Here is a 20,598-nt window from a genome sequence, read left to right as displayed (position 1 = left end):
AGGTGGTGAATGGAAGCACCACGACTCCCTACGCCGGTGCTATCCGGTTCAGGTTCAAAGGGTGCGTCTCAGCCGCGTCGCGGCGCCCCTGTCGTAGGCGTACTATCCTCGGCCAGGCGGGAAGTGTAAAGCCAATGGCGCGGAAAGATCAGCGAAACGCGCTGGGTGTGCCGTAGGTCAGCATTTCATCGAGCGTCCACGATAAACCCCCCGTCTTGGGCGAGTGACAGCAGGGGGTGAGCGGCTCACCCAGTACATTGAGATCACGTGACATGCGGCCTCCTCAGGCAGGGACTAGAATTATCGCAGCACCGCCCTCATACATGGTCCAAGGGGCGGTAACGGCGGATTCGATGGGGTTCGCGTTAACAGCAGCCTAAAGCCTTGTACATGGTATGGGCTTCGTCAAAGTATTTACGTACCAAAGTGCTTACTTGGGTACCAATGGCCAGATACATCACACAGCAACAGGAGAAAGTCATGTCGTTTTCAGGTGAACAGTATCCCGGTGTTGCCCCTGCGGCTCCCCAGACCCAAGGGTTTCGGTTGAATCACACCATGCTGAGGGTCAAGGACCCGGAGCGCGCGCTGGCGTTCTATTCCCGCGTATTTGGCATGCAGGTGCTGCGGCGGCTGGATTTCGAAGAGATGCAGTTCTCGCTCTATTTTCTGGCTAACGTGGAAGCCGACGACCAGGTGCCGGAGGACCAGAACGCTCGCACCGCCTGGACTTTCAGCCAGAAGGGCCTGCTGGAACTGACCCACAACTGGGGCACCGAAACCGAGCAGGACTTTGCCTACCACGACGGCAATGCCGAGCCCCAGGGGTTTGGCCACATCTGCTTCAGCGTGCCGGACCTGGAGGCCGCCCAGGCCTGGTTCGACGAGCAGGATGTCACCTTCGTGAAGCGTGCCGACCAGGGCAAGATGAAAGACGTCATTTTCGTCAAGGACGCGGACGGCTACTGGATCGAAGTGATTCAGGCGGATCGCATGGCCGCATTGGGCGGCTAATATGGCACATTTGCTGTTCCGGTTGCGCCACGTGACCGATGAAGAGGCCATGGAAGTGCGCCAACTGCTGGATGAACACGGCTTCGACGTGTATGAAACCCAGGCGGGGTTCTTCCGCCTGGGGGTCGATGCCATCTGGCTGCGCAACCCGGCCCAGCGAGATGACGCCGAGGCGCTGCTGGCGCAGTACCAGGTCGAACGCCAGGCCAGCGCGCGAAAGGCCCACCAGGAGGCGGTGGCCCGCAACGAAGCACCGACCTGGGAGCGTCGTTTACGGGAACAGCCGATTCAGATCGCGCTGGTGATGGTCGCTGTCATCCTGATCGCACTGCTGACCCTGCTGCCGTTCATTGGGCTGGCGCGTTAGCCTGGCACACCGCATCCGTCAGGTGCCCGCGCTTCATGTACATCATGACGCCATGTTCACCGGCGCGCAGCGATGGAGTAGCCCCAGGTGGGAAGCGGCACCAGCTGCCCTGCGGGTATTCGTTGCCCGCCTCGTAGAGCGAGCCTTCCAGTACCAGCAGTTCCAGCCCGCCCGGTAGCGCAGGGTAATCGATGGCCACATCGTGCTCCCAGCGTTCCAGACTGACCTTCTCCTGTGCGTAGGTGTGCAGCATTTTGTAGCCGATGCCTGGCCGCCGGTCGGGCTGCCAGGGCAGGCGGTGGGCAGGAATGGCCAGCTGCAGCAGGTCGTTGTCATCGAACTGATGCAGTTTCACCAGAATCAGCGCACCTTCTTCGCCAATATGGGGCGTATGGCCAGTGCCAATGGGATTGCGCAGGTAGCTGCCCGCAGGGTAGCGGCCATGTTCGTCGGCAAACACGCCCTCCAGCACCAGAATCTCTTCACCGCCGCCATGGGTATGGTGGCTGAACTGGCTGTGCGGCGCGTAACGTACCAGGCTGGTGGCGCGGGCGACTTCCTCGCCAATCCGGTCCAGCATCATACGTTCCACGCCTGCACTGGGCGACGCGACCCAGCGATACTGCTCCGGCGTCATACAGGCAAAGTGGCTAAAATCGGCGTTCAGGCGCATGGGCTTGGCTCTTTGCGGGTGGTGGGCCAAGTCTCCGTATCTCGCGGATAAAATGCAATGCAAAAAAATACCGCCAGCGAGGCGGTATTTTTTCTTCACGGTAGCGATCAGTGACGATGACCATGATCATCGTGGCCCGGTTCGGCCAGGGCGGCGTGCAGCACCGTGGCGTTGTGGCGCATCATGCCCAAGTAAGTGCTGGCATCGCCCTCACTGGCCAGCGCATCCGCGTAAAGCGTGCCTGCAATGGGCAGGCCGGTTTCTTCGGCCAGTTGCACGATAATGGACTGGTTGGTCATGTTCTCGTGGAACAGCGCCTGAACGTTCGCCTGCTCGATCACGTCCACCAGCGCTGCCATGCTGGCGCCGCTGGGGTCTGCTTCGGTAGAGAGCCCCACCGGCGACAGGAAGTTGACCCCATAGGCACGGGAGAAGTAACCGAAGGAGTCGTGGCCGGTGATGACGCTGGCGGAAGCCGGGATCTCACTGATCAGCGCACGAATTTCGGCATCCAGCTCCGCCATGTCAGCCAGGTAGCGATCGGCATTGGCCTGGTACTGCTCGGCGTTGTCCGCATCGACTTCCATCAAACCGTCGCGGATGTTCTCGACGTAGACCCGCGCCTGGGTCATGTCCTGCCAGGCATGGGGATCATCGTCGCCGTGCTCGTGGTCATGACCGTGACTGTGGTCATGTCCATGATCGTGGTCGTGATCGTCATGCCCATGATCGTCATGGCCCGCGTAGGCCAGGGCGTTGATGCCATCCGTTGCGGTGACCACCGGGCCTTGATAGTCGCTGGAGTCGATCAGTCGCTCCATCCAGCCTTCGAACAGCAGGCCGTTGAAGACCACCAGGTCGGCCTCGGCCAGTGCACGGGCATCACCTGGGCGCGGCGAGTAGACGTGTGCATCGCCGTCAGGGCCGACCAGGGAAGTGACCTCGACATGCTCGCCGCCCACGTTCTCGACCATATCGGCCAGAATCGAGAAGCTGGTGACCACCTGCACACGCTCATTGGCGATGGCGGCAGGCAGGGCCAGCATGGCCGAAACGCCTACCAGCCAGCGGGACGTATGGGAAAGGGACATGACAAACTCCTTTAGTGAATGATCAGGATGTCTGCTCCAGGGCGAGTGGCGTGGTCTTGCGTCGCAGCTTGGCCGCTAAGCTGTGATAGCGGCCAAACAGCGCTGACAACAAGTAAGCCACCCCTGCGAGCAGGATAATGCTTGGCCCCGAAGGGGTGTCAAAATGGAACGACAGCAGCAGCCCGCCAGTGCTCGACACCATGGCCAGCACCACCGCGATGCCGATCAAACCTTCCAGCCGCTTGCTCCAGAACCGGGCTGCCGTGGCGGGCAGCATCATCAGCCCCACGGCCATCAGCGTGCCCAGGGTTTGGAAGCCCGCCGTCAGGTTCAGCACCAGCAGCCCCAGAAACACGCTATGCACCCAGCCACTGCGGTGGCTTTGGCCGCGCAAGAAAAGCGGGTCCAGGCACTCCACCACCAGCGAGCGGAAAATCACCGCCAGCGTGACCACGATGAGCGTGCTGATACCGGCAATCAGCAGCAGGGCGGTCGAGTTGATGGCCAGAATGGAGCCAAACAGCACGTGGGTTAAATCCACGCTGCTGCCGCCCATGGAAATCAACATGACGCCCGCCGCCAACGAAATGATGAAAAAACTCGCCATGGCTGCGTCTTCCCGCTGGCCGCCCATTTTGGAAACGGCCCCGGCCAGTAGCGCCACCAAGAGCCCGAACAGCACGCCGCCCACACTCATCACCGGCAGCGAAAACCCCGCCAGCAAAAAGCCCAGCGCCACCCCCGGCAAAATGGCATGGGCCATGGCATCGCCAATCAGGCTCATGCCGCGCAGCACCAGAAACACGCCCAGCGGCGGCGCGGCCAAGGAAAGTGCCAGCCCACCCACCACGGCGCGGCGCATGAATCCGTAATCGAACGGCGCGATAAACCACGCGTCAAGCAGTGCCAGCATGACGACCTCCCAACGAGAAGGGCGCCACTTGGGCGGGGGCATGCTGCGTGTGCAAGGCACTCGGCGCCACCCAACGGCCATGGCCGTCGCTCAGCATCAGCACCTCATCGGCCAGGCGGCGCAGGTGGTCCATGTCGTGCAGCACGATGATGATCGTCACGCCTTCATCGGCCATCTGGCGCAGGATACGGATCAAGATATCCACTGTGTCGCTATCCACGTTGGCGAACGGCTCATCCAGCAGCAGCAGCTCGGCTTCCTGCATCAGCGTGCGGCCAATCAGCGCCCGCTGGCGCTGGCCGCCGGACAGCTCGCCCAGTGGCCGATGTGCCAAATGGGAGATGCCCAGCCGCGCCATGATCTCGCGCCCCTTGCGGTAGTGCGCCGCGCAGTAACCTTTCATGGCCCCATGGCTTGGCCAGCTGCCGGTCATCACCAGCTCTTCCACGCTCATGGGGAAGGTGAGGTCTAACGCCAGCTGCTGGGGCAGCCAGGCACGGCGCGCTTTATCCACCGTGCATACCACCTTGCCGCTAATCGGCCGAAGCTCACCCATAATGGCCTGAATCAGCGTGCTTTTACCGGCACCGTTCGCACCAATCAGCGCGGTGATCGCGCCGCGCTTGATGTCGCCGTCTACATGCTCCAGCACGGTGCGCCCTCCCTGTGCCAGGTGCAGGTCGTGCAGTTGCAGGCGAGAAGAGGAACGCTCACTCATAGCGGCCACCCGCCTGCCCACGCCACCAGCCCCCACAACGCCAGCAGGGGAAGGGCAACCAACCCCAGCCGTTTGGTGGCCGACAACGACATCAGCGAAAAATGACAAGGACCTTCCTTGTTATGGCGATGCATGTGCTCACTCATCGAGCAACCTCACTCACGAATAAATAAGTTATAACATAACGAATAGAGAAACAAAAAAAGAGCCGCATATTTTACGCGCTCATGCGGCCCTGACAACGACAAGCGTACCTATAAAAAGTGCCCGGCAAGCCGAGCACGAAAAGCAGCCTGGCCCACCTTCAGAACCGCCAGGTCGCGCTCAGCTGTTGAGGGGTAACCAGCAGGGCATATTCGCCTTCCAGCGTAACCGGGCCCAGCGACACACGGGCCGGTTGGAAGTGGTTGATCGCGCGGGACGCCTGATGGGGCTGGGTCCAGATCTGTAATTCATTGATCAGCATGCCGGTGGCAAAATTGACCGCGCCATCCCGCTCCCGGCCATCGGCCGCAATCACCGCGCCGGCCACGCTGTTCACCACCAGAGAGCTGACCCGCGCTTCCCAGCCACGGCGTTCGCGTTCTGCCTGGGCCAACTGCAGGCCCAACGCCTGCACCCCGCTCAACTCGCCCTGGGCCTTCAGCCGCTCATACTCTGCCAGCGCCGCCCGATGTGGTTGGCGATCGGTGAGCGTCCCCGCCAGCGCCAGCGCCGACTTCACCACGCCAATGCGCGCATCGAAACGGTCATCTCGGCTGCTGGCCTCGCTGGACTGGTAGGCATCGACCACCAGGCTGGCCGCGTAAATGCCGCTCCAGCCCGCCTCCCACCACTGCGCCTGACGCGCCCCGTTCTCGAACACGCGGTCGTACGTGGCCCACTCATTTCCAGTTTGCGCCTGGGAGGGCAGTGTCAGCATCAGCAACGCCCCCGCCGCCAACATCTTCTGTACACGTTGCCGTAATTGCATGGCCAAACACCTGAGTCACCGAAACGATAGTGCTAAGCGTAGCACGGCGGAAAGGTGCCATGAGCGTGGAAAGTGGGTAGGCAAAGCGTGATGAGGATCAATGGTGTTTCAGGGCGAAGGGTGCTTAGATGGTGGCAAGAACAATAGGAGAGCCGCCATGGATGACTTTTCACCTTCTGATCTTAAAACCATCCTGCACTCCAAGCGTGCGAACCTGTACTACCTCCAGCACTGCCGAGTGTTGGTGAACGGTGGGCGGGTAGAGTACGTCACCGATGAAGGTAGCAAGTCGCGCTACTGGAATATTCCCATTGCCAATACCACCTCGATACTGCTGGGCACAGGCACCTCGATTACCCAAGCGGCCATGCGCGAACTCGCCAAGGCAGGCGTACTGGTCGGGTTTTGTGGTGGCGGTGGCACACCGCTGTTTGCCGCCAATGAAGTGGATGTGGACGTTGCCTGGCTGACGCCACAAAGCGAGTACCGGCCCACGGAGTATCTCCAATACTGGGTACGCCTCTGGTTTGATGATGCCAAACGCCTGGATGCTGCGCGCGCCTTTCAGCAGGCGCGCTTGGCCCGTATCGAAGCGCTGTGGACAAGCCGAGTGATGAAAGACGCAGGCTTTACTATTGCCACCGATCACCTGCACAGCGCACTCACCCATCATCGCGAAGCCATCAAGCAAGCCCCCAGCACGGTTGACCTGCTCACCCTGGAAGCGCGCTTGACCAAAACGCTGTTTAAGCTAGCGGTGAACGCCGTTGATTACGGCGACTTCACCCGCGCCAAGCGCGGCGCGGGTACCGACCCCGCCAACCGTTTTCTCGATCATGGCAACTACCTGGCCTATGGCTTGGCGGCGACCGCCACTTGGGTATTGGGCATTCCCCACGGCCTGGCGGTACTCCACGGTAAAACCCGCAGAGGTGGGCTAGTGTTCGATGTGGCGGATCTGGTGAAAGACGCGGTGATTCTGCCCCAAGCGTTCATTTCCGCCATGCGCGGCGATGAAGAGCAGGAGTTCCGCCAAGCCTGCATCGAACGCTTGACCCGCACTGAATCCCTCGACTTCATGATCGATACGCTCAAGGAAGTCGCCCAGGCGCTGGGGCAAGAACTGGGGAGCGTCGATTCATGAACGTGCTGCTGATTTCCCAGTGCAATAAAAATGCTCTGAAAGAAACGCGCCGTATCCTCGACCAGTTTGCCGAACGCCGGGGCGACCGCACGTGGCAAACGCCGATTACCCAGGCCGGGCTGGATACGCTGCGTAAGCTGCTGCGCAAAACCGCCCGCAAGAATACCGCCGTTGCCTGCCACTGGATTCGTGGCCACGACCACAGTGAGTTGATGTGGGTGGTGGGGGATGCTGCCCAGTTCAATCTCAATGGCGCCGTACCGACCAACACCACCGCCCGAGATATCCTGCGACGCCGCGATGAAAATGATTGGCACAACGGCGAAGATATTCTCCTGCTCACCGCGCTGGCTGCGTTGCTGCATGATTTGGGGAAAGCCTGTGATGCCTTTCAGCAGCGGCTCAAGGGCAAGTTGGAAGGGCGCAATTTATACCGCCATGAGTGGATATCCCTACGCCTGTTCCAGGCATTCGTGGGAAGTGATGACGATGCCTCCTGGTTGGCGCGCTTGGCTGAAGGCAGTTATCAAGAGCAAGACTGGCTGGGTGGATTAGAGCGTGACGGGATAGATACACCCGCCTCTGCGGTATTTAGCCGTTTACCCCCGTTGGCGGCTGCGCTGGGTTGGCTAGTGCTTAGCCACCATCGGCTACCGTTAAAGCCACCGGAACGCGATGGCGAGGCTGAACGGCGTTGGGGCAGAGGAAATACGCCACTTCAATCGGAGCAACTAGGCGGGCTGTTTGCTTCTATTCATGCCGAATGGAACGAGCTTCCCGAGACCCAGGACCCTAAACGCATTGCGCCCTACTGGCAGTTCAAGGGCGGGTTGCCTGTTAGTACGCCACGTTGGCGTGAGCGTGCCTCAAAGCTTGCCAGGCGATTACAGGCACGGCTGCCCAGTGGTTGCCACTGGTTGGAAAGCCGCTATGTCATGCACTTGGCACGGCTTAGCTTGATGTTGGCCGACCACCACTACTCAAGCCTTGAAGACCTCCAGCATCGCGTGCGCGGCGAGCCCAGCTACCCGTTAATTGCCAATACCGTGCGCAAAACTGGCAAGCCCAACCAGCCATTGGATGAGCATATTCTGGGGGTTGAGAAACATGCGGCGGCGGTTGCTCGCGCGCTACCCAGCGTCGACAGCCACTTACCCCGTTTAGCGCGCCACAAAGGGTTCCGTAAGCGCAGTAGCCACCCACGTTTTCGCTGGCAAGATAAAGCGTTTGATCTTGCCCAGTCGCTAAGGGAGCGCAGCCAGCGCCAAGGATTTTTTGGCATTAACATGGCGTCCACCGGGTGCGGTAAAACCCTCGCCAATGGGCGCATCATGTATGCGTTGGCTGACCCTCAGCAGGGCGCGCGGTTTAGCATTGCGCTGGGGCTACGCACCCTGACGCTTCAAACTGGCCAGGCTTTACGAGATCGCTTGAATTTAGGGGAAGACGAACTCGCCGTACGCGTAGGGGGAAGTGCCAATAAAGCCCTATTCGAACACTATGAGCAGCAGGCTGAAGCCCGAGGCTCGGCGTCGCAACAGGCGTTGATCGAAGAAGATGCTCACGTGGTGTTCGACGGTAATTTTGATAATCACCCGGTGCTGCGCCGCTTGAGCGATGAGCCGGGCACTCGCGCGCTGATCGCTGCGCCCATTTTGGTATGTACCGTTGACCACCTAGTGCCAGCCACCGAGAGCATTCGGGGTGGACGTCAGATCGTGCCCATGCTGCGCTTAATGAGCAGCGACCTGGTGCTCGATGAAATAGACGATTTCGATATCAACGACCTGCCGGCGCTTACCCGGCTCGTCAATTGGGCTGGGCTGCTAGGTTCACGGGTGCTGCTTTCATCGGCCACCTTGCCGCCTGCGCTGGTTGAAGGGTTGTATGAAGCCTACCGAAGCGGTCGTGAAGCTTTTCAACGCCATCGTGGCGAACCAGGCTTGGCGGTGGATATTTGCTGTGCCTGGTTCGACGAGCATGACCGCCAGCATGAAAACTGCGCCAGTAGCGAGACCTTCAAGGCCGCACACAACGCTTTTGCCAAGCGCCGCTTAGAACGTTTGGCCAAAAGCCCAGTACGCCGCCGTGCAGATATTTTAGCGTTACCGCCGTTGAGCAAACGCCCTGAAGAGGTAAGGCCAACGATTGCGACCCTGCTGCGTCAAAATGCGCTAGCACTCCACCAGCAGCATCATTCCGTTGACCCACACTCGGACAAGCGCGTCAGCTTTGGCTTGGTTCGCATGGCTAATATTGATCCCTTGGTGGATGTTGCTAGAGCGCTGTTTCAACAGGGCGCGCCGGAGGGTTTTCGCATTCACCTCTGCGTCTACCACTCTCGTCATCCGTTGGTCATGCGCTCGGAGATTGAACGCCGATTAGATAAAACGCTGCAACGGGCCGACCCCGAGCGCGTGTTTCAACAGCCGGATATTCGTCACCTTCTGGATGGCAGCGAAGAGCAAGACCATCTGTTTATCGTTCTAGGCTCGCCAGTCACTGAGGTGGGGCGCGACCACGACTACGACTGGGCCATTGTCGAACCATCGTCCATGCGCTCGATTATCCAGTTGGCTGGCCGCGTTCGACGACACCGCGAGCAGGCGTGTGATTCGCCCAATATTTTGCTGCTCGATACCAACCTCAAACATTTAGAGCAGCCTGGAAAACCCGCTTTCCACAAACCCGGCTTTGAAACAGATCTGCAATGGCGGCTAAGTAGCCACTCGCTTAGTGAGCTGTTAACGCAAGATGAGTACCAGGTGATCGATGCCCGCCCCCGCGTGCTGGCGCGGGAAGTGCTGCGCGCCAAAGATAGTCTTGTCGACCTGGAGCATGAGCGGCTGCATCAACTGATGATCGAGCAGCCCGCCGAGCCATTGACCAAAAAAGAGCTACGAATCGGCAAAACGCCCAAACCACCGCCGTTAGGAGCCTACAGCTGGCATGTGATGCCGCAACTGCATTTGACGGGTGTATTGATACAGCGCGACCCCTTTCGCAAACAGCTCGAATACGAAATCACGCTAGCGCTGCTGCCCGATGAGGGCGGTGAAACCTGGACGCTACACCGTGTCGATGATGGCGCAAGGCGAGGCGAAAAGCTCTACGTACCGGTGGAAGAGAGCCTGCTGGTGCGGGTAGCGCTAGAAAAAGAGCAGGGCGAGCGGATACATCCCTGGGGTTCAACCGACTATTTAACGGCGCTGGCTGACTTGGCGGAAGACCTTGATATCTCCCTGGATCGCGCCGCCCGTACCTTCGGCACGGTAACTGCTTCGGCTAGAAATCAGCGATGGGTGTATCACCCTGTGTTGGGGTTTTGGCGGAGTAACTAGCTATACGTTCGCGAGCCGATCACTGATTAAGCGGTTGAGGCTGATATTTTCCTCTGCTGCCTTGATCGCAAGCTCGCGGTGTTTTTCTGGGGGAATGCGCACATTAAAACGACCAGAGTAGTGGCGTTCAGACAGTGGGAGCGGTGGTGTTTCTCCTTCAGCCTCCATGTCGGCCACTACGTCGGCCACCAGAGACAGAATACCTTCCAGCGCTTCTTGGTGAGTATCTGCAAGCCAGGAGAGGCTGGGTAGTTCGGCGCATAAACCAACGAATTGGTCATCTTCTTCGGACCAGCGGATGCGGTAGGTGTAATGGGTATGGTTCACCATGGTGCGACTCCCATCGTCATGCTGATGACGATAATTTATCAATGGCAGCGAGCGCTTGGCGTACCTGATAAGCCTTGGCTTCTCCATTTTTCCCTCGCTGAATATTAACGCGAGGGTCGCGGGGCCAAGGTGTTTTGTACACTCGATGGCTGGTTTTTTGCTGGCGAGGAGGACCAAAGTAGTGATCGCATAAATAGGCCAATTCGTCGAAGCTCATGCTTTGAGGCTGTCGACGTGCTTTATCCAGAAGCTTATCAAGCTTTGCCATAAGCGCTCTCAAATAGTAGTACTAATAATAGTACTGTATTGGATGTATGTCACGCTGCCATGATGAGTCTGCTGCCTGTTCGGCAGGACATTGCCAAATGCAAATATAAGGCGTGCGATAGTATTGCTGAGCTACCTTCTCGGCAGTCAGAAATGAAGGTTAGGAGCCTTGGAGCAGGTAGTCAAGCCTTTTTGATTTTATAAGCGTGCGATAGTAGGATGGTTCTTGTGCTCGCGATTTTTTGCTGTGTAGAAGGGCTGTTGTCAGAGCTGTTCAGGCTACAGTGTAAAAATATGATTAGAGGGGGAATTTATGCTTGAAAGTACCGAAAGTGAGGGGCAAGGACTCAAATTGGTAATCCAGCGCTTTCTGAAGGAGCGCTTCGATACCAAGGCAGAAAAGCTAACTCCCGACGATCCAAAATACCAAGCGCTGGTTGAGCAATTCCAATTCGATACTTGGATCAACGATGCAGCCAGGCGCGTTGGTCAACTGCAAGTCGTCACCCATTCTCTCAAGCCGATTCACCCGGATGCCAAAGGCTCCAATCTTTACGCCCCACCTGAATCGCTAAATAACCATTCTCTGGTTGGCAGCCACACGCTATCCGCTGATTTTGCGGGCGATGTGGTGGGGAACGCTGCCGCCCTGGATGTTTATAAGTTCTTGAAGCTGCAACTCGAAGGGAAGTCACTGCTTGAGCGGGTGCTGGAAAACGACTCTGAGCTGGCAAAGGCGTTAAGCGCCAATCCTGAGCAGGCTCAAGCATGGATCAAAGCCTTTGCGGCGATTACCGAACCGCGTGGAGAGCATGCCTCACATACCCGAGGCAAACAGCTCTATTGGCTGGTGGGGGAGGATGCAGCAGACCTGGAAAATGATGCTGAGAATTTTCATCTGCTCGCACCGCTTTACGCCACTTCGCTGGCGCACCGTGTATTCCAAACCATTAACCATGATCGCTTTAGCGAAGAGGCCAAAGAGGCACGTAAGGCCAAGCGAGAAGGCAAGTACGCTGGGCAGGCCGTGCACAGCTACCCCAACTTGGCTGCACAGAAAATGGGCGGTACCAAGCCGCAGAATATCTCGCAGCTGAATAGCGAACGGGGTGGCAATAACTATTTGCTGGCCTCCATGCCACCCAGTTGGAATGTTCGAGATATTCGTCCGCCGCTGAAAACCGCGACGGTATTCTCTCACCCTGGCATCTTTGGCAGTCGTTCAGACGTGCGCTCGCTGGTTAGAGACCTCAAACAGTTTCTTGAAACGAACCCTACGCCAGACATGCACACCCGCGACCTGCGCGATGACTACACCGCCATGTTGATGGACGAGCTGGCGCTGTTTGCCATGCAGATGCATAGCCTGCCATCGGGGTGGAGCGACGATGAAAAGTGTGAATTACCAGTAGAAGAAATGTATTGGCTAGACCCCGGTCGTGCTGAAGGTGATATTGCTTTTCGTGAAGCGCGAAACAGCATGGAATGGGCAGACGATATTCGCCATCGATTCGCTAATTGGCTCAATACCGCGTTAGGCGGAAAGCTGCCTTTGGGTGATGTGGAATTCCGCCACTGGAAGAAAGCGCTAGAGAAAGATGCAACCCATCAACGTTTACTTGATCGTGATCGCCGCTGGATGGAAAGCCTAATGGAAGACTTAACCAACCTGCCAGGAGGTGATGACGATGAGTAAAGTAAAAAACCTTTTGGTTCTGCCGCGCCTGCGAGTGCAAAACGCCAACGCGATTTCCAGCCCCATGACCTGGGGCTTTCCTGCCATGAGTGCATTTGTGGGCTTGATGCATGCTCTGGAGCGGAAGCTGGTAGAGGCGAGTATTCCCGTGTCGTTAGACCGCGTTGGGGTTATTTGCCATGACTTTGAAGCCCAGGCCACTGAGGGTGGTTACATCCGTGGCTTTCACCTGACGCGTAATCCGGTGGATAAGACAGGTGGTACGGCAGCGATTGTAGAAGAAGGGCGTGTCCATCTGGATATCACGCTAATCTTTACAATTGATACCGGCGCTGAAGAAAGCGAGCATGAGAATATCGCTAAAAAAATCGGAGAGATTGTAGCGGGCATGCGCATTGCCGGAGGCAGTGTCATCCCTAACCGTGCGGTGCCAACCCATAAACAACGTCCGCAATGGGTCACGCTTGATGACGATGAAGAAGAGCGGCAAAAGCAGTTCGCGCGCTTAAAGCGGCGCTGGCTACCGGGCTTTGCTCTCACCCTGCGTGATGACTACCTCACCGAGCACCTTCAAACACTGCAACAGCAAAACTCAGAAGCCAGCTTACTGGATGCGTGGCTAGACCTTTCCCGTCTTAACCATGTTTGTACGCTAGAGAACGAAGGCAAACCCAACGAAAAGCCCGTTTGGCAGGCGCAGCGTCCCTATCGTGGCTGGTTGGTGCCTATTCCAGTGGGTTATGGCGCTATTTCAGATCTTTTCCAGCCAGGTGAAGTCGCTAACGCCCGCGATACCAAGACCCCTTTCCGCTTTGTCGAAAGTCTCTACTCCATCGGTGAGTGGGTTAGCCCGCACCGTATGAAGCAACCTGAAGACCTGCTTTGGTACGTTGATAACGACGAAGAAGCGGGCCTCTACCGTCTCAATAACGACTATCACCTTCGCACCTCAGCACAGTAAACAAGGAGCTTTATCATGGCTAAAAACGATACCCTTAAAACCGCTTCTGTCCTCGCCTTCGAACGCAAGCTCGACCCTTCCGATGCGCTGCTGTACGCCAGCCATTGGTATAAGCGGCAAGATGAACCGCAATGGCAGCCGGTTAGGGTGCGTGAAAAGTCGGTGCGCGGCACGATTTCCAATCGCTTGAAAGCCAAAGACCAGGACCCAGCCAAGCTAGATGCCGCGATTGAAAACCCCAACCTACAAACCGTCGATGTGGCCACGTTGCCCCATGATGCAGATACCCTGGTGGCACGCTTCACCCTGCGCGTATTATCCGGTGCGGGAACACCGTCAGCCTGTAATAACGCTGAGTACCAGGCCAAGTTGGAACAGGCCGTTGCCGAGTATAAGCAAGCTCAAGGCTTCGGCGAGCTGGCGCACCGTTACGCCAACAACCTCGCTAATGGCCGCTTTCTGTGGCGTAACCGCATGGGCGCAGAGCAAGTAGAAGTGAGTATTCGCCAGTTGGAACAGGGTAAAGCCACCAAAGAGTGGACGTTTGATGCACTGTCACTTTCGTTGCGTGCCTTCGAGGATACTGCCGAGCTTAAAGAGCTTGCGGGTGTCATCGCCGCTGCGTTGGCGGGCGAGCAGCACTTGCTGCTAGAAGTGGTGGCCTATGTCCGCATGGGCAGTGGTCAAGAAGTATTCCCTTCTCAAGAGCTGATTCTTGACCGAGGCCGAGGCGACAAAAGCAAAACGCTTTACCACGTCAGCGATATTGCCGGTATTCACTCGCAGAAGCTGGGTAATGCCATCCGTACCATCGACACCTGGTACCCCAATGAAAGCGATGAAGATCTTGGGCCTATTGCTGTCGAGCCTTATGGTTCAGTGACCACCCAGGGCAAAGCGTACCGCCAGCCCAAGCAGAAGGCCGACTTTTACTCACTGCTGGATAACTGGATGATCAAAGACCAAGTGCCTTCCAAGGAAAACCAGCACTTTGTGATGGCAACACTCATCCGTGGTGGCGTGTTCGGCGAAGCGGGGTAAGCCATGGATTATTACATTGATATCCGGCTCAGGCCCGACCCCGACTTTCCCGAAGCCATGCTGATGGGTGCGCTATACAACAAGTTGCATCGAGCGCTATTCGACCTACAGGCAACGGATCTAGGCGTGAGCTTTCCAGTCCATAAACACGGTGTTCGTGCCCGCACGTTAGGCAGCCATTTGCGCTTGCATGGCACCCATGAGCGACTAAAGCAGCTGATGGGTATGGATTGGCTGACAGGCATGCGGGATCACACGCAGGTAAGCGAAGTGTTGGAAGTTCCTGCGGGTGCTCAGCATATCAACGTGGCGCGGAAGCAGTTCAACACGGGCAGCGAGAGCCGTGCCAAGCGTTATGCCAAACGGCACAGCATTAGCGAAGAGGAGGCAAGGAGCATTTACGCCAAAGTGGCGGCTCGGCGAATTGAGCTACCGTTTGTGCAGATCAATAGCCGATCTACTCAGCAGCGTTTCAACCTGTTTATTGAACATGGCAAACCTGCAGCGTCTTCATCGGAAGGCACATTCAGCCATTACGGCTTGAGCCCCAGCGCCACCGTGCCCTGGTTTTGACCCTTTTTTCTAACATGAAAATAGGCAGCTAAAAATCAATGGCTTAGCGGTATTGCTCCTGAAAGGGTAATGCCGCTTTTTTTGATGAAAGCTCTTTAACAATCAGCACATTAATTTTGATATACTCTAGTTCGCTGCCGCCCAGGCAGCTCAGAAATGCACATCAACGGTTAGCGTGCGCGTTGTGTCGTTCGCTGCCGCCCAGGCAGCTCAGAAATGCAAAAGACATTGTTGATGCCGTCGCATAAGGTTCGCTGCCGCCCAGGCAGCTCAGAAATGTGTGGAACCAGAAAACGGCGGGGCAGATGTGTTCGCTGCCGCCCAGGCAGCTCAGAAAAAACGTGCCGGAGTACCGCCGGGCAAGAACATGTTCGCTGCCGCCCAGGCAGCTCAGAAAATGCGGACCTAGACATCGTCACAGGGCGCCTCGTTCGCTGCCGCCCAGGCAGCTCAGAAAAGGCTGACTACATAGCAGCTGATCAGCTCAGCGTTCGCTGCCGCCCAGGCAGCTCAGAAATCCCTGCTATAGCTTTGTTTTGGCCTCTACCGGTTCGCTGCCGCCCAGGCAGCTCAGAAAGCTTCGATGAACGACTCCCATAGAATCTCATCGTTCGCTGCCGCCCAGGCAGCTCAGAAAAACTGTCCGGCGCAATGGATCGCGCAGGCGCGGTTCGCTGCCGCCCAGGCAGCTCAGAAAACGTTGTAGTGCAGCGCGGCGTCAACGGGGTTGTTCGCTGCCGCCCAGGCAGCTCAGAAAATGCACCTCAAATAGAGGTGTAGGCAAGCCAGGTTCGCTGCCGCCCAGGCAGCTCAGAAATAATTCCATCACATTATGCGCAGACGCAACCCGTTCGCTGCCGCCCAGGCAGCTCAGAAAGCCAGCGCTGACGACGTTGAACCGCACGGGCGGTTCGCTGCCGCCCAGGCAGCTCAGAAACAACAGCCCGGTCAGCCGTGACGCCACCGCGCGTTCGCTGCCGCCCAGGCAGCTCAGAAAGCTGCCAGAATTTCACGCAACGGCTGACCTTCGTTCGCTGCCGCCCAGGCAGCTCAGAAAAAAGTGCATACCCGAGTGACCGGTACCGCCGCGTTCGCTGCCGCCCAGGCAGCTCAGAAATCAACGCAAACCCCGCTGCACAGGAGTCTGCCGTTCGCTGCCGCCCAGGCAGCTCAGAAATGGTCGGCACCGGCATCAAGCCCCAATGGGGAGTTCGCTGCCGCCCAGGCAGCTCAGAAATGAACACCGACGCCGAGGCCCTGCGCCACCGGGTTCGCTGCCGCCCAGGCAGCTCAGAAAGTACACGGGCAGCCAATCTGGAAATTTCATTCGTTCGCTGCCGCCCAGGCAGCTCAGAAATACCTCCGCCGCCGCCGGGCTGATGGAGGATCGTTCGCTGCCGCCCAGGCAGCTCAGAAATGCAGGGTAGCACTGCGCGACGGCTGGGACGCGTTCGCTGCCGCCCAGGCAGCTCAGAAAAAAAATATCACCAATGAGACTAACCGCCGCATGTTCGCTGCCGCCCAGGCAGCTCAGAAAGTGTAGCGCAGCAAGTTGTTGCTGATCATCATGTTCGCTGCCGCCCAGGCAGCTCAGAAAAGGTACGCGCCTGTGTCTGATTCAATCCCCCAGTTCGCTGCCGCCCAGGCAGCTCAGAAAAAGTCGAACACTTCGCCTTCCACGGTTAGCACGTTCGCTGCCGCCCAGGCAGCTCAGAAAGGCAGCCGCGTCCAAGGAAAGCACGGGCTGGGGTTCGCTGCCGCCCAGGCAGCTCAGAAATGGAGTCGTAGATTCCGGGACACCGGCCCCTCGTTCGCTGCCGCCCAGGCAGCTCAGAAAATGGCCCGGGTCGCCGATATCCTCTCGGGCACGTTCGCTGCCGCCCAGGCAGCTCAGAAAGTCAGCCAGGCCAGGCAACCCAACGCCCAGCTGTTCGCTGCCGCCCAGGCAGCTCAGAAAGCCCCGAGGTGATGCGCTTCAGCCAGAACCTCGTTCGCTGCCGCCCAGGCAGCTCAGAAAGGCCAGTGCTAACCGTGGAAGGCGAAGTGTTCGTTCGCTGCCGCCCAGGCAGCTCAGAAAAGCACGCCCACCGCCAGCACGCCCACCACCAGGTTCGCTGCCGCCCAGGCAGCTCAGAAAATGTCGACGTGGCTTCGCTTTATCGCTGGAACGTTCGCTGCCGCCCAGGCAGCTCAGAAAAGCACGACGTAAGCGGAAATTGAACGGCCGGAGTTCGCTGCCGCCCAGGCAGCTCAGAAAAGCAGCACGCCAGCCAGCAGCAGCACGCCAGCGTTCGCTGCCGCCCAGGCAGCTCAGAAAGAAACGCGCTCGATATGGGCAAATACGCGGACGTTCGCTGCCGCCCAGGCAGCTCAGAAATGGCAGCGCAGCACCCTGGCAGCGCAGCACCCGTTCGCTGCCGCCCAGGCAGCTCAGAAAACTACAAAGGCGGCAAGCACCCGGGGGAACTGGTTCGCTGCCGCCCAGGCAGCTCAGAAAGTACCAAGGGCGCAGAAAATGAAGCCACCAGGGTTCGCTGCCGCCCAGGCAGCTCAGAAAGCGCTGTTCCTGTCCGGCGTGCCACTGCTTCAGTTCGCTGCCGCCCAGGCAGCTCAGAAAACGGACAACCACGCGATAGTGGGGCAATCCGTGTTCGCTGCCGCCCAGGCAGCTCAGAAAACGCACCGCCAGCGAAGCCGCAAAACGTCACGGTTCGCTGCCGCCCAGGCAGCTCAGAAATGGCAGCGCAGCACCCTGGCAGCGCAGCACCCGTTCGCTGCCGCCCAGGCAGCTCAGAAACGGAGGACTCCGCGATGAGCGAAGCGCTGCGCGTTCGCTGCCGCCCAGGCAGCTCAGAAACTACGGGGGGAGTGGGCTGGGGCCGCGCTGTTGTTCGCTGCCGCCCAGGCAGCTCAGAAAAGTATTGCCGAGCTGTTCAGCACCATCGACGAGTTCGCTGCCGCCCAGGCAGCTCAGAAATCAATGTTTAGCATTTCAGGGTTGTATAAATGGTTCGCTGCCGCCCAGGCAGCTCAGAAAAACATCGTTATCGGCAACGCCACCGTTGTCGGGTTCGCTGCCGCCCAGGCAGCTCAGAAAACCAGCAGCTTGACCGATTCGCAGGCGCGTGAGTTCGCTGCCGCCCAGGCAGCTCAGAAACGCTAGAAGTGCTTAATCTGCTGCGCGATTATGTTCGCTGCCGCCCAGGCAGCTCAGAAATAGCGCTATCACTGGCCCGCAAACGCGGGCTTGTTCGCTGCCGCCCAGGCAGCTCAGAAAATTCAGTCACGGACACCACTGAGCTAAAGGGCGTTCGCTGCCGCCCAGGCAGCTCAGAAAATACTCACGACAAGAACTTGGTGAAAGATGGCGTTCGCTGCCGCCCAGGCAGCTCAGAAAACATGGTTTATAACCGTGAAGCATGGGTAGCCGTTCGCTGCCGCCCAGGCAGCTCAGAAAACGTTATAAGCAAACGCGAGCTGCATTAGCGTGTTCGCTGCCGCCCAGGCAGCTCAGAAAAGGTGCGCCGCGCATACAAAAACCAGCTATGGGTTCGCTGCCGCCCAGGCAGCTCAGAAAATATTGCTAACGTCCGCAAAATGGTTCCGGTAGTTCGCTGCCGCCCAGGCAGCTCAGAAAACATGAAGATGCTCGCCACGCTGCTCGACAGCGTTCGCTGCCGCCCAGGCAGCTCAGAAAGTTAATTCTGCCATGGTTGAATCTCTCTATCAGTTCGCTGCCGCCCAGGCAGCTCAGAAAAAATAGCCATCCGTACCATCCTTTAATGACCTGTTCGCTGCCGCCCAGGCAGCTCAGAAATCCGTTTCGACGGCGCTGCTCATGCAGTAGGTGTTCGCTGCCGCCCAGGCAGCTCAGAAAGTGACCAGGTTTCATAGGCTTTCAGCGATAGGGTTCGCTGCCGCCCAGGCAGCTCAGAAAATTCAAAAGGACGCCCAGCCCCCGGCGAAAGCGTTCGCTGCCGCCCAGGCAGCTCAGAAACGCACCGCGTTCAGTGTCGTCCAGCTCATCGAGTTCGCTGCCGCCCAGGCAGCTCAGAAATAGCTCGATAAAATCGTTTGGCGATGGAGTGGGTTCGCTGCCGCCCAGGCAGCTCAGAAATAGGAGTTATGGTGATTTCTGGTGTATGGAAGCAGGTTGAAGGGGTGGCGTATCCTGTTGGTTGATCACCGCCAAGATCACAACCAACAGAGGAATGATACGCCATGTCCGAGTCTAACCTGCATGCTCTTTCACAACCAGAGGTAGCCAGCAACGACCCGTTGCACGAGTTGATCCGGCAGGGTGCCCGGGACCTGATCGCACAGGCCGTTGAGACGGAGCTGGAGAGCCTGTTGAAGCAGTGCGCGGACGTCAAGACGCCGGATGGCCGCCGTGCTGTGGTGCGTAATGGGCACCTTCCCAAACGCGCTGTTCAGACAGGCGTCGGCGACGTAGAAGTCCAGGTTCCCAAAGTCCGGGATCGCAGTGGCTCCGGTATTCGCTTCAACAGCCACCTACTGCCACCGTACCTGAAGCGCGCCCGGAGTCTGGAGGAACTGATTCCCTGGCTCTACCTGCGTGGCGTTTCCTCCGGTGACTTCCAGGAGGCCCTGAGCGCGCTGGTCGGCGAGCAGGCCAATGGCCTGTCGGCGAACACGGTCTCCCGGCTCAAGTCGAAGTGGCTTGATGAGCACAAGGGCTGGCAGCGACGGGACCTGAGTCAGAAACGCTATGTGTACTGGTGGGCTGACGGCGTGTACAGCAACGTCCGTCTGGATGACCGGCTCTGCCTGCTGGTGATCATCGGCGTGACCGAGCATGGTCACAAGGAGCTGGTGGCTGTGGAGGACGGCCACCGGGAGTCCGAAGCCAGCTGGCGAGAGCTACTCACGGATTTGCGGGAACGTGGCTTGGAACCCTCGCCCAAGCTGGCTGTTGGCGACGGCGCACTGGGCTTCTGGAAGGCTCTGAGCAAGGTGTTTCCGGACACCCGGCATCAGCGGTGCTGGGTGCACAAGACCGCCAACGTGTTGGACAAGCTGCCCAAGTCGGTACAACCGAAGGTGAAGTCAGCCTTGCATGAAATCTACCTGGCGGAGACCCGAGACAGCGCCCACAAGGCGTTCGACAGCACCTTGAGACGATTCCGAGACAAGTACCCGAAGGCCATGGAAAACCTGGAGAAGGACCGGGATGAGCTGCTGGCCTTCTACGATTTTCCGGCGACTCACTGGATTCACTTGCGGACCACCAATCCGATTGAATCCACGTTTGCCACGGTGAGGCTAAGAACCAAGCGGAGCCGCTCCTGTGGCAACCGGGACACCACGTTATCGATGGTGTTCAAACTGCTCCAATCCGCCCAGAAACGCTGGAAGCGGATCAAGGGGTTCGACCAACTGAAGCTGGTCGTGGATAACGTACAGTTTCAGGATGGAATACAGGTGGAAGATCAATCTGACAGGAACGCTGCCTGATGGTCATACACCAGATTTGAG

18 protein-coding genes, 1 CRISPR repeat array and 1 riboswitch are annotated in these 20,598 nt (G+C 58.4%); of the genes, 9 read left to right on the top strand and 9 right to left on the bottom strand.

Annotation, left to right across the window (positions count from 1 at the left end; genetic code table 11):
* Window positions 1–8 precede the first annotated feature (8 nt).
* Window positions 9–100: riboswitch (TPP riboswitch) on the bottom strand.
* 48 nt (window positions 101–148) lie between these two features.
* Window positions 149–274: a DUF2237 domain-containing protein gene (locus B7L72_RS18790; protein ID WP_232710727.1), complete on the bottom strand. Its 126-nt coding sequence runs from the start codon at window positions 272–274 to the stop codon at window positions 149–151.
* Between the two features lie 206 nt (window positions 275–480).
* Between B7L72_RS18790 and gloA the strand changes: the two genes are divergently transcribed.
* Window positions 481–1,014 (top strand): lactoylglutathione lyase, encoded by a 534-nt coding sequence (gloA, locus tag B7L72_RS00825; RefSeq protein WP_081192057.1) that lies wholly within the window; start codon window positions 481–483, stop codon window positions 1,012–1,014.
* Between the two features lies 1 nt (window position 1,015).
* Complete coding sequence (locus B7L72_RS00820) at window positions 1,016–1,381, top strand: DUF6164 family protein (protein WP_081192055.1); 366 nt, start codon at window positions 1,016–1,018, stop codon at window positions 1,379–1,381.
* Here B7L72_RS00820 and B7L72_RS00815 read toward each other — a convergent pair.
* The 6 genes from B7L72_RS00815 to B7L72_RS00795 form a co-directional block, all read right to left on the bottom strand.
* Window positions 1,362–2,054, bottom strand: a complete 693-nt coding sequence (locus B7L72_RS00815; RefSeq protein ID WP_081192053.1) for a cupin domain-containing protein — start codon at window positions 2,052–2,054, stop codon at window positions 1,362–1,364. The genes B7L72_RS00820 and B7L72_RS00815 overlap by 20 nt on opposite strands.
* A 107-nt stretch (window positions 2,055–2,161) precedes the next feature.
* Window positions 2,162–3,145 (bottom strand): metal ABC transporter solute-binding protein, Zn/Mn family, encoded by a 984-nt coding sequence (locus B7L72_RS00810; RefSeq protein WP_081192051.1) that lies wholly within the window; start codon window positions 3,143–3,145, stop codon window positions 2,162–2,164.
* 22 nt (window positions 3,146–3,167) lie between these two features.
* Window positions 3,168–4,058 carry a metal ABC transporter permease gene (locus B7L72_RS00805; RefSeq protein WP_016915808.1) on the bottom strand — a complete coding sequence of 297 codons (891 nt, stop codon included), beginning with the start codon at window positions 4,056–4,058 and terminating at the stop codon, window positions 3,168–3,170.
* On the bottom strand, window positions 4,042–4,776 hold the full coding sequence (locus tag B7L72_RS00800) for a metal ABC transporter ATP-binding protein (RefSeq protein WP_081192049.1): 735 nt from the start codon (window positions 4,774–4,776) through the stop codon (window positions 4,042–4,044). The genes B7L72_RS00805 and B7L72_RS00800 overlap by 17 nt, the downstream gene beginning before the upstream one ends.
* A complete protein-coding gene (locus B7L72_RS18415; RefSeq protein WP_167385702.1) occupies window positions 4,773–4,922 on the bottom strand; it encodes a hypothetical protein in 150 nt (49 codons plus the stop codon). Before B7L72_RS18415 ends, B7L72_RS00800 begins: the two co-directional genes overlap by 4 nt.
* Before the next feature lie 158 nt (window positions 4,923–5,080).
* The gene (locus B7L72_RS00795; RefSeq protein WP_081192181.1) at window positions 5,081–5,698 is read right to left on the bottom strand and encodes a hypothetical protein; all 618 of its coding nucleotides are present in this window, start codon (window positions 5,696–5,698) and stop codon (window positions 5,081–5,083) included.
* Between the two features lie 208 nt (window positions 5,699–5,906).
* Here B7L72_RS00795 and cas1f point away from each other — a divergent pair, with 208 nt between their 5' ends.
* Together cas1f and cas3f are read left to right on the top strand one after the other, a co-directional pair.
* Window positions 5,907–6,893 (top strand): type I-F CRISPR-associated endonuclease Cas1f, encoded by a 987-nt coding sequence (gene cas1f, locus B7L72_RS00790; protein ID WP_062361895.1) that lies wholly within the window; start codon window positions 5,907–5,909, stop codon window positions 6,891–6,893.
* Window positions 6,890–10,234, top strand: coding sequence for a type I-F CRISPR-associated helicase Cas3f (cas3f, locus tag B7L72_RS00785; protein WP_081192047.1), 3,345 nt, complete (start codon window positions 6,890–6,892; stop codon window positions 10,232–10,234). The genes cas1f and cas3f overlap by 4 nt, the downstream gene beginning before the upstream one ends.
* On the opposite strand, the gene B7L72_RS00780 is transcribed toward cas3f, so the two are convergent.
* Together B7L72_RS00780 and B7L72_RS00775 are read right to left on the bottom strand one after the other, a co-directional pair.
* On the bottom strand, window positions 10,235–10,564 hold the full coding sequence (locus B7L72_RS00780; RefSeq protein WP_081192045.1) for a type II toxin-antitoxin system HicB family antitoxin: 330 nt from the start codon (window positions 10,562–10,564) through the stop codon (window positions 10,235–10,237).
* A gap of 16 nt (window positions 10,565–10,580) precedes the next feature.
* Entirely contained in the window at window positions 10,581–10,832 is a 252-nt protein-coding gene (locus B7L72_RS00775) for a toxin HicA (RefSeq protein WP_081192043.1), read from the bottom strand.
* A gap of 312 nt (window positions 10,833–11,144) precedes the next feature.
* Between B7L72_RS00775 and csy1 the strand changes: the two genes are divergently transcribed.
* The 5 genes from csy1 to B7L72_RS00750 all read left to right on the top strand — a co-directional run bounded on the left by csy1 (window position 11,145) and on the right by B7L72_RS00750 (window position 20,577).
* Window positions 11,145–12,527: a type I-F CRISPR-associated protein Csy1 gene (gene csy1 / locus B7L72_RS00770; protein ID WP_081192040.1), complete on the top strand. Its 1,383-nt coding sequence runs from the start codon at window positions 11,145–11,147 to the stop codon at window positions 12,525–12,527.
* On the top strand, window positions 12,520–13,488 hold the full coding sequence (gene csy2 / locus B7L72_RS00765; protein ID WP_081192038.1) for a type I-F CRISPR-associated protein Csy2: 969 nt from the start codon (window positions 12,520–12,522) through the stop codon (window positions 13,486–13,488). Before csy1 ends, csy2 begins: the two co-directional genes overlap by 8 nt.
* 15 nt (window positions 13,489–13,503) lie before the next feature.
* Window positions 13,504–14,529 carry a type I-F CRISPR-associated protein Csy3 gene (csy3, locus tag B7L72_RS00760; RefSeq protein WP_081192036.1) on the top strand — a complete coding sequence of 342 codons (1,026 nt, stop codon included), beginning with the start codon at window positions 13,504–13,506 and terminating at the stop codon, window positions 14,527–14,529.
* Window positions 14,530–14,532: 3 nt separating this feature from the next.
* Window positions 14,533–15,102 (top strand): type I-F CRISPR-associated endoribonuclease Cas6/Csy4, encoded by a 570-nt coding sequence (gene cas6f, locus B7L72_RS00755; protein ID WP_081192034.1) that lies wholly within the window; start codon window positions 14,533–14,535, stop codon window positions 15,100–15,102.
* A 129-nt stretch (window positions 15,103–15,231) separates the two neighbouring features.
* Window positions 15,232–19,219: direct repeats of the CRISPR family, unit length 28 nt; unit sequence GTTCGCTGCCGCCCAGGCAGCTCAGAAA.
* Window positions 19,220–19,323: 104 nt separating this feature from the next.
* Window positions 19,324–20,577: an IS256 family transposase gene (locus B7L72_RS00750; protein WP_081192032.1), complete on the top strand. Its 1,254-nt coding sequence runs from the start codon at window positions 19,324–19,326 to the stop codon at window positions 20,575–20,577.
* Window positions 20,578–20,598: the final 21 nt, after the last annotated feature.

This window comes from Halomonas sp. BC1 (assembly GCF_002078135.1).
Classification (GTDB): domain Bacteria; phylum Pseudomonadota; class Gammaproteobacteria; order Pseudomonadales; family Halomonadaceae; genus Vreelandella; species Vreelandella stevensii.
Note: the sequence above shows the minus strand (reverse complement) of the source record. Positions and strands in the feature narration are given on the sequence as shown.

Bases quoted from the DNA above. Each gene is read 5' to 3' on its own strand.
- B7L72_RS18790 (WP_232710727.1), bottom strand. From the start codon at position 274: ATGTCACGTGATCTCAATGTACTGGGTGAGCCGCTCACCCCCTGCTGT.
- gloA (WP_081192057.1), top strand. From the start codon at position 481: ATGTCGTTTTCAGGTGAACAGTATCCCGGTGTTGCCCCTGCGGCTCCC.
- B7L72_RS00820 (WP_081192055.1), top strand. From the start codon at position 1,016: ATGGCACATTTGCTGTTCCGGTTGCGCCACGTGACCGATGAAGAGGCC.
- B7L72_RS00815 (WP_081192053.1), bottom strand. From the start codon at position 2,054: ATGCGCCTGAACGCCGATTTTAGCCACTTTGCCTGTATGACGCCGGAG.
- B7L72_RS00810 (WP_081192051.1), bottom strand. From the start codon at position 3,145: ATGTCCCTTTCCCATACGTCCCGCTGGCTGGTAGGCGTTTCGGCCATG.
- B7L72_RS00805 (WP_016915808.1), bottom strand. From the start codon at position 4,058: ATGCTGGCACTGCTTGACGCGTGGTTTATCGCGCCGTTCGATTACGGA.
- B7L72_RS00800 (WP_081192049.1), bottom strand. From the start codon at position 4,776: ATGAGTGAGCGTTCCTCTTCTCGCCTGCAACTGCACGACCTGCACCTG.
- B7L72_RS18415 (WP_167385702.1), bottom strand. From the start codon at position 4,922: ATGAGTGAGCACATGCATCGCCATAACAAGGAAGGTCCTTGTCATTTT.
- B7L72_RS00795 (WP_081192181.1), bottom strand. From the start codon at position 5,698: ATGCTGACACTGCCCTCCCAGGCGCAAACTGGAAATGAGTGGGCCACG.
- cas1f (WP_062361895.1), top strand. From the start codon at position 5,907: ATGGATGACTTTTCACCTTCTGATCTTAAAACCATCCTGCACTCCAAG.
- cas3f (WP_081192047.1), top strand. From the start codon at position 6,890: ATGAACGTGCTGCTGATTTCCCAGTGCAATAAAAATGCTCTGAAAGAA.
- B7L72_RS00780 (WP_081192045.1), bottom strand. From the start codon at position 10,564: ATGGTGAACCATACCCATTACACCTACCGCATCCGCTGGTCCGAAGAA.
- B7L72_RS00775 (WP_081192043.1), bottom strand. From the start codon at position 10,832: ATGGCAAAGCTTGATAAGCTTCTGGATAAAGCACGTCGACAGCCTCAA.
- csy1 (WP_081192040.1), top strand. From the start codon at position 11,145: ATGCTTGAAAGTACCGAAAGTGAGGGGCAAGGACTCAAATTGGTAATC.
- csy2 (WP_081192038.1), top strand. From the start codon at position 12,520: ATGAGTAAAGTAAAAAACCTTTTGGTTCTGCCGCGCCTGCGAGTGCAA.
- csy3 (WP_081192036.1), top strand. From the start codon at position 13,504: ATGGCTAAAAACGATACCCTTAAAACCGCTTCTGTCCTCGCCTTCGAA.
- cas6f (WP_081192034.1), top strand. From the start codon at position 14,533: ATGGATTATTACATTGATATCCGGCTCAGGCCCGACCCCGACTTTCCC.
- B7L72_RS00750 (WP_081192032.1), top strand. From the start codon at position 19,324: ATGTCCGAGTCTAACCTGCATGCTCTTTCACAACCAGAGGTAGCCAGC.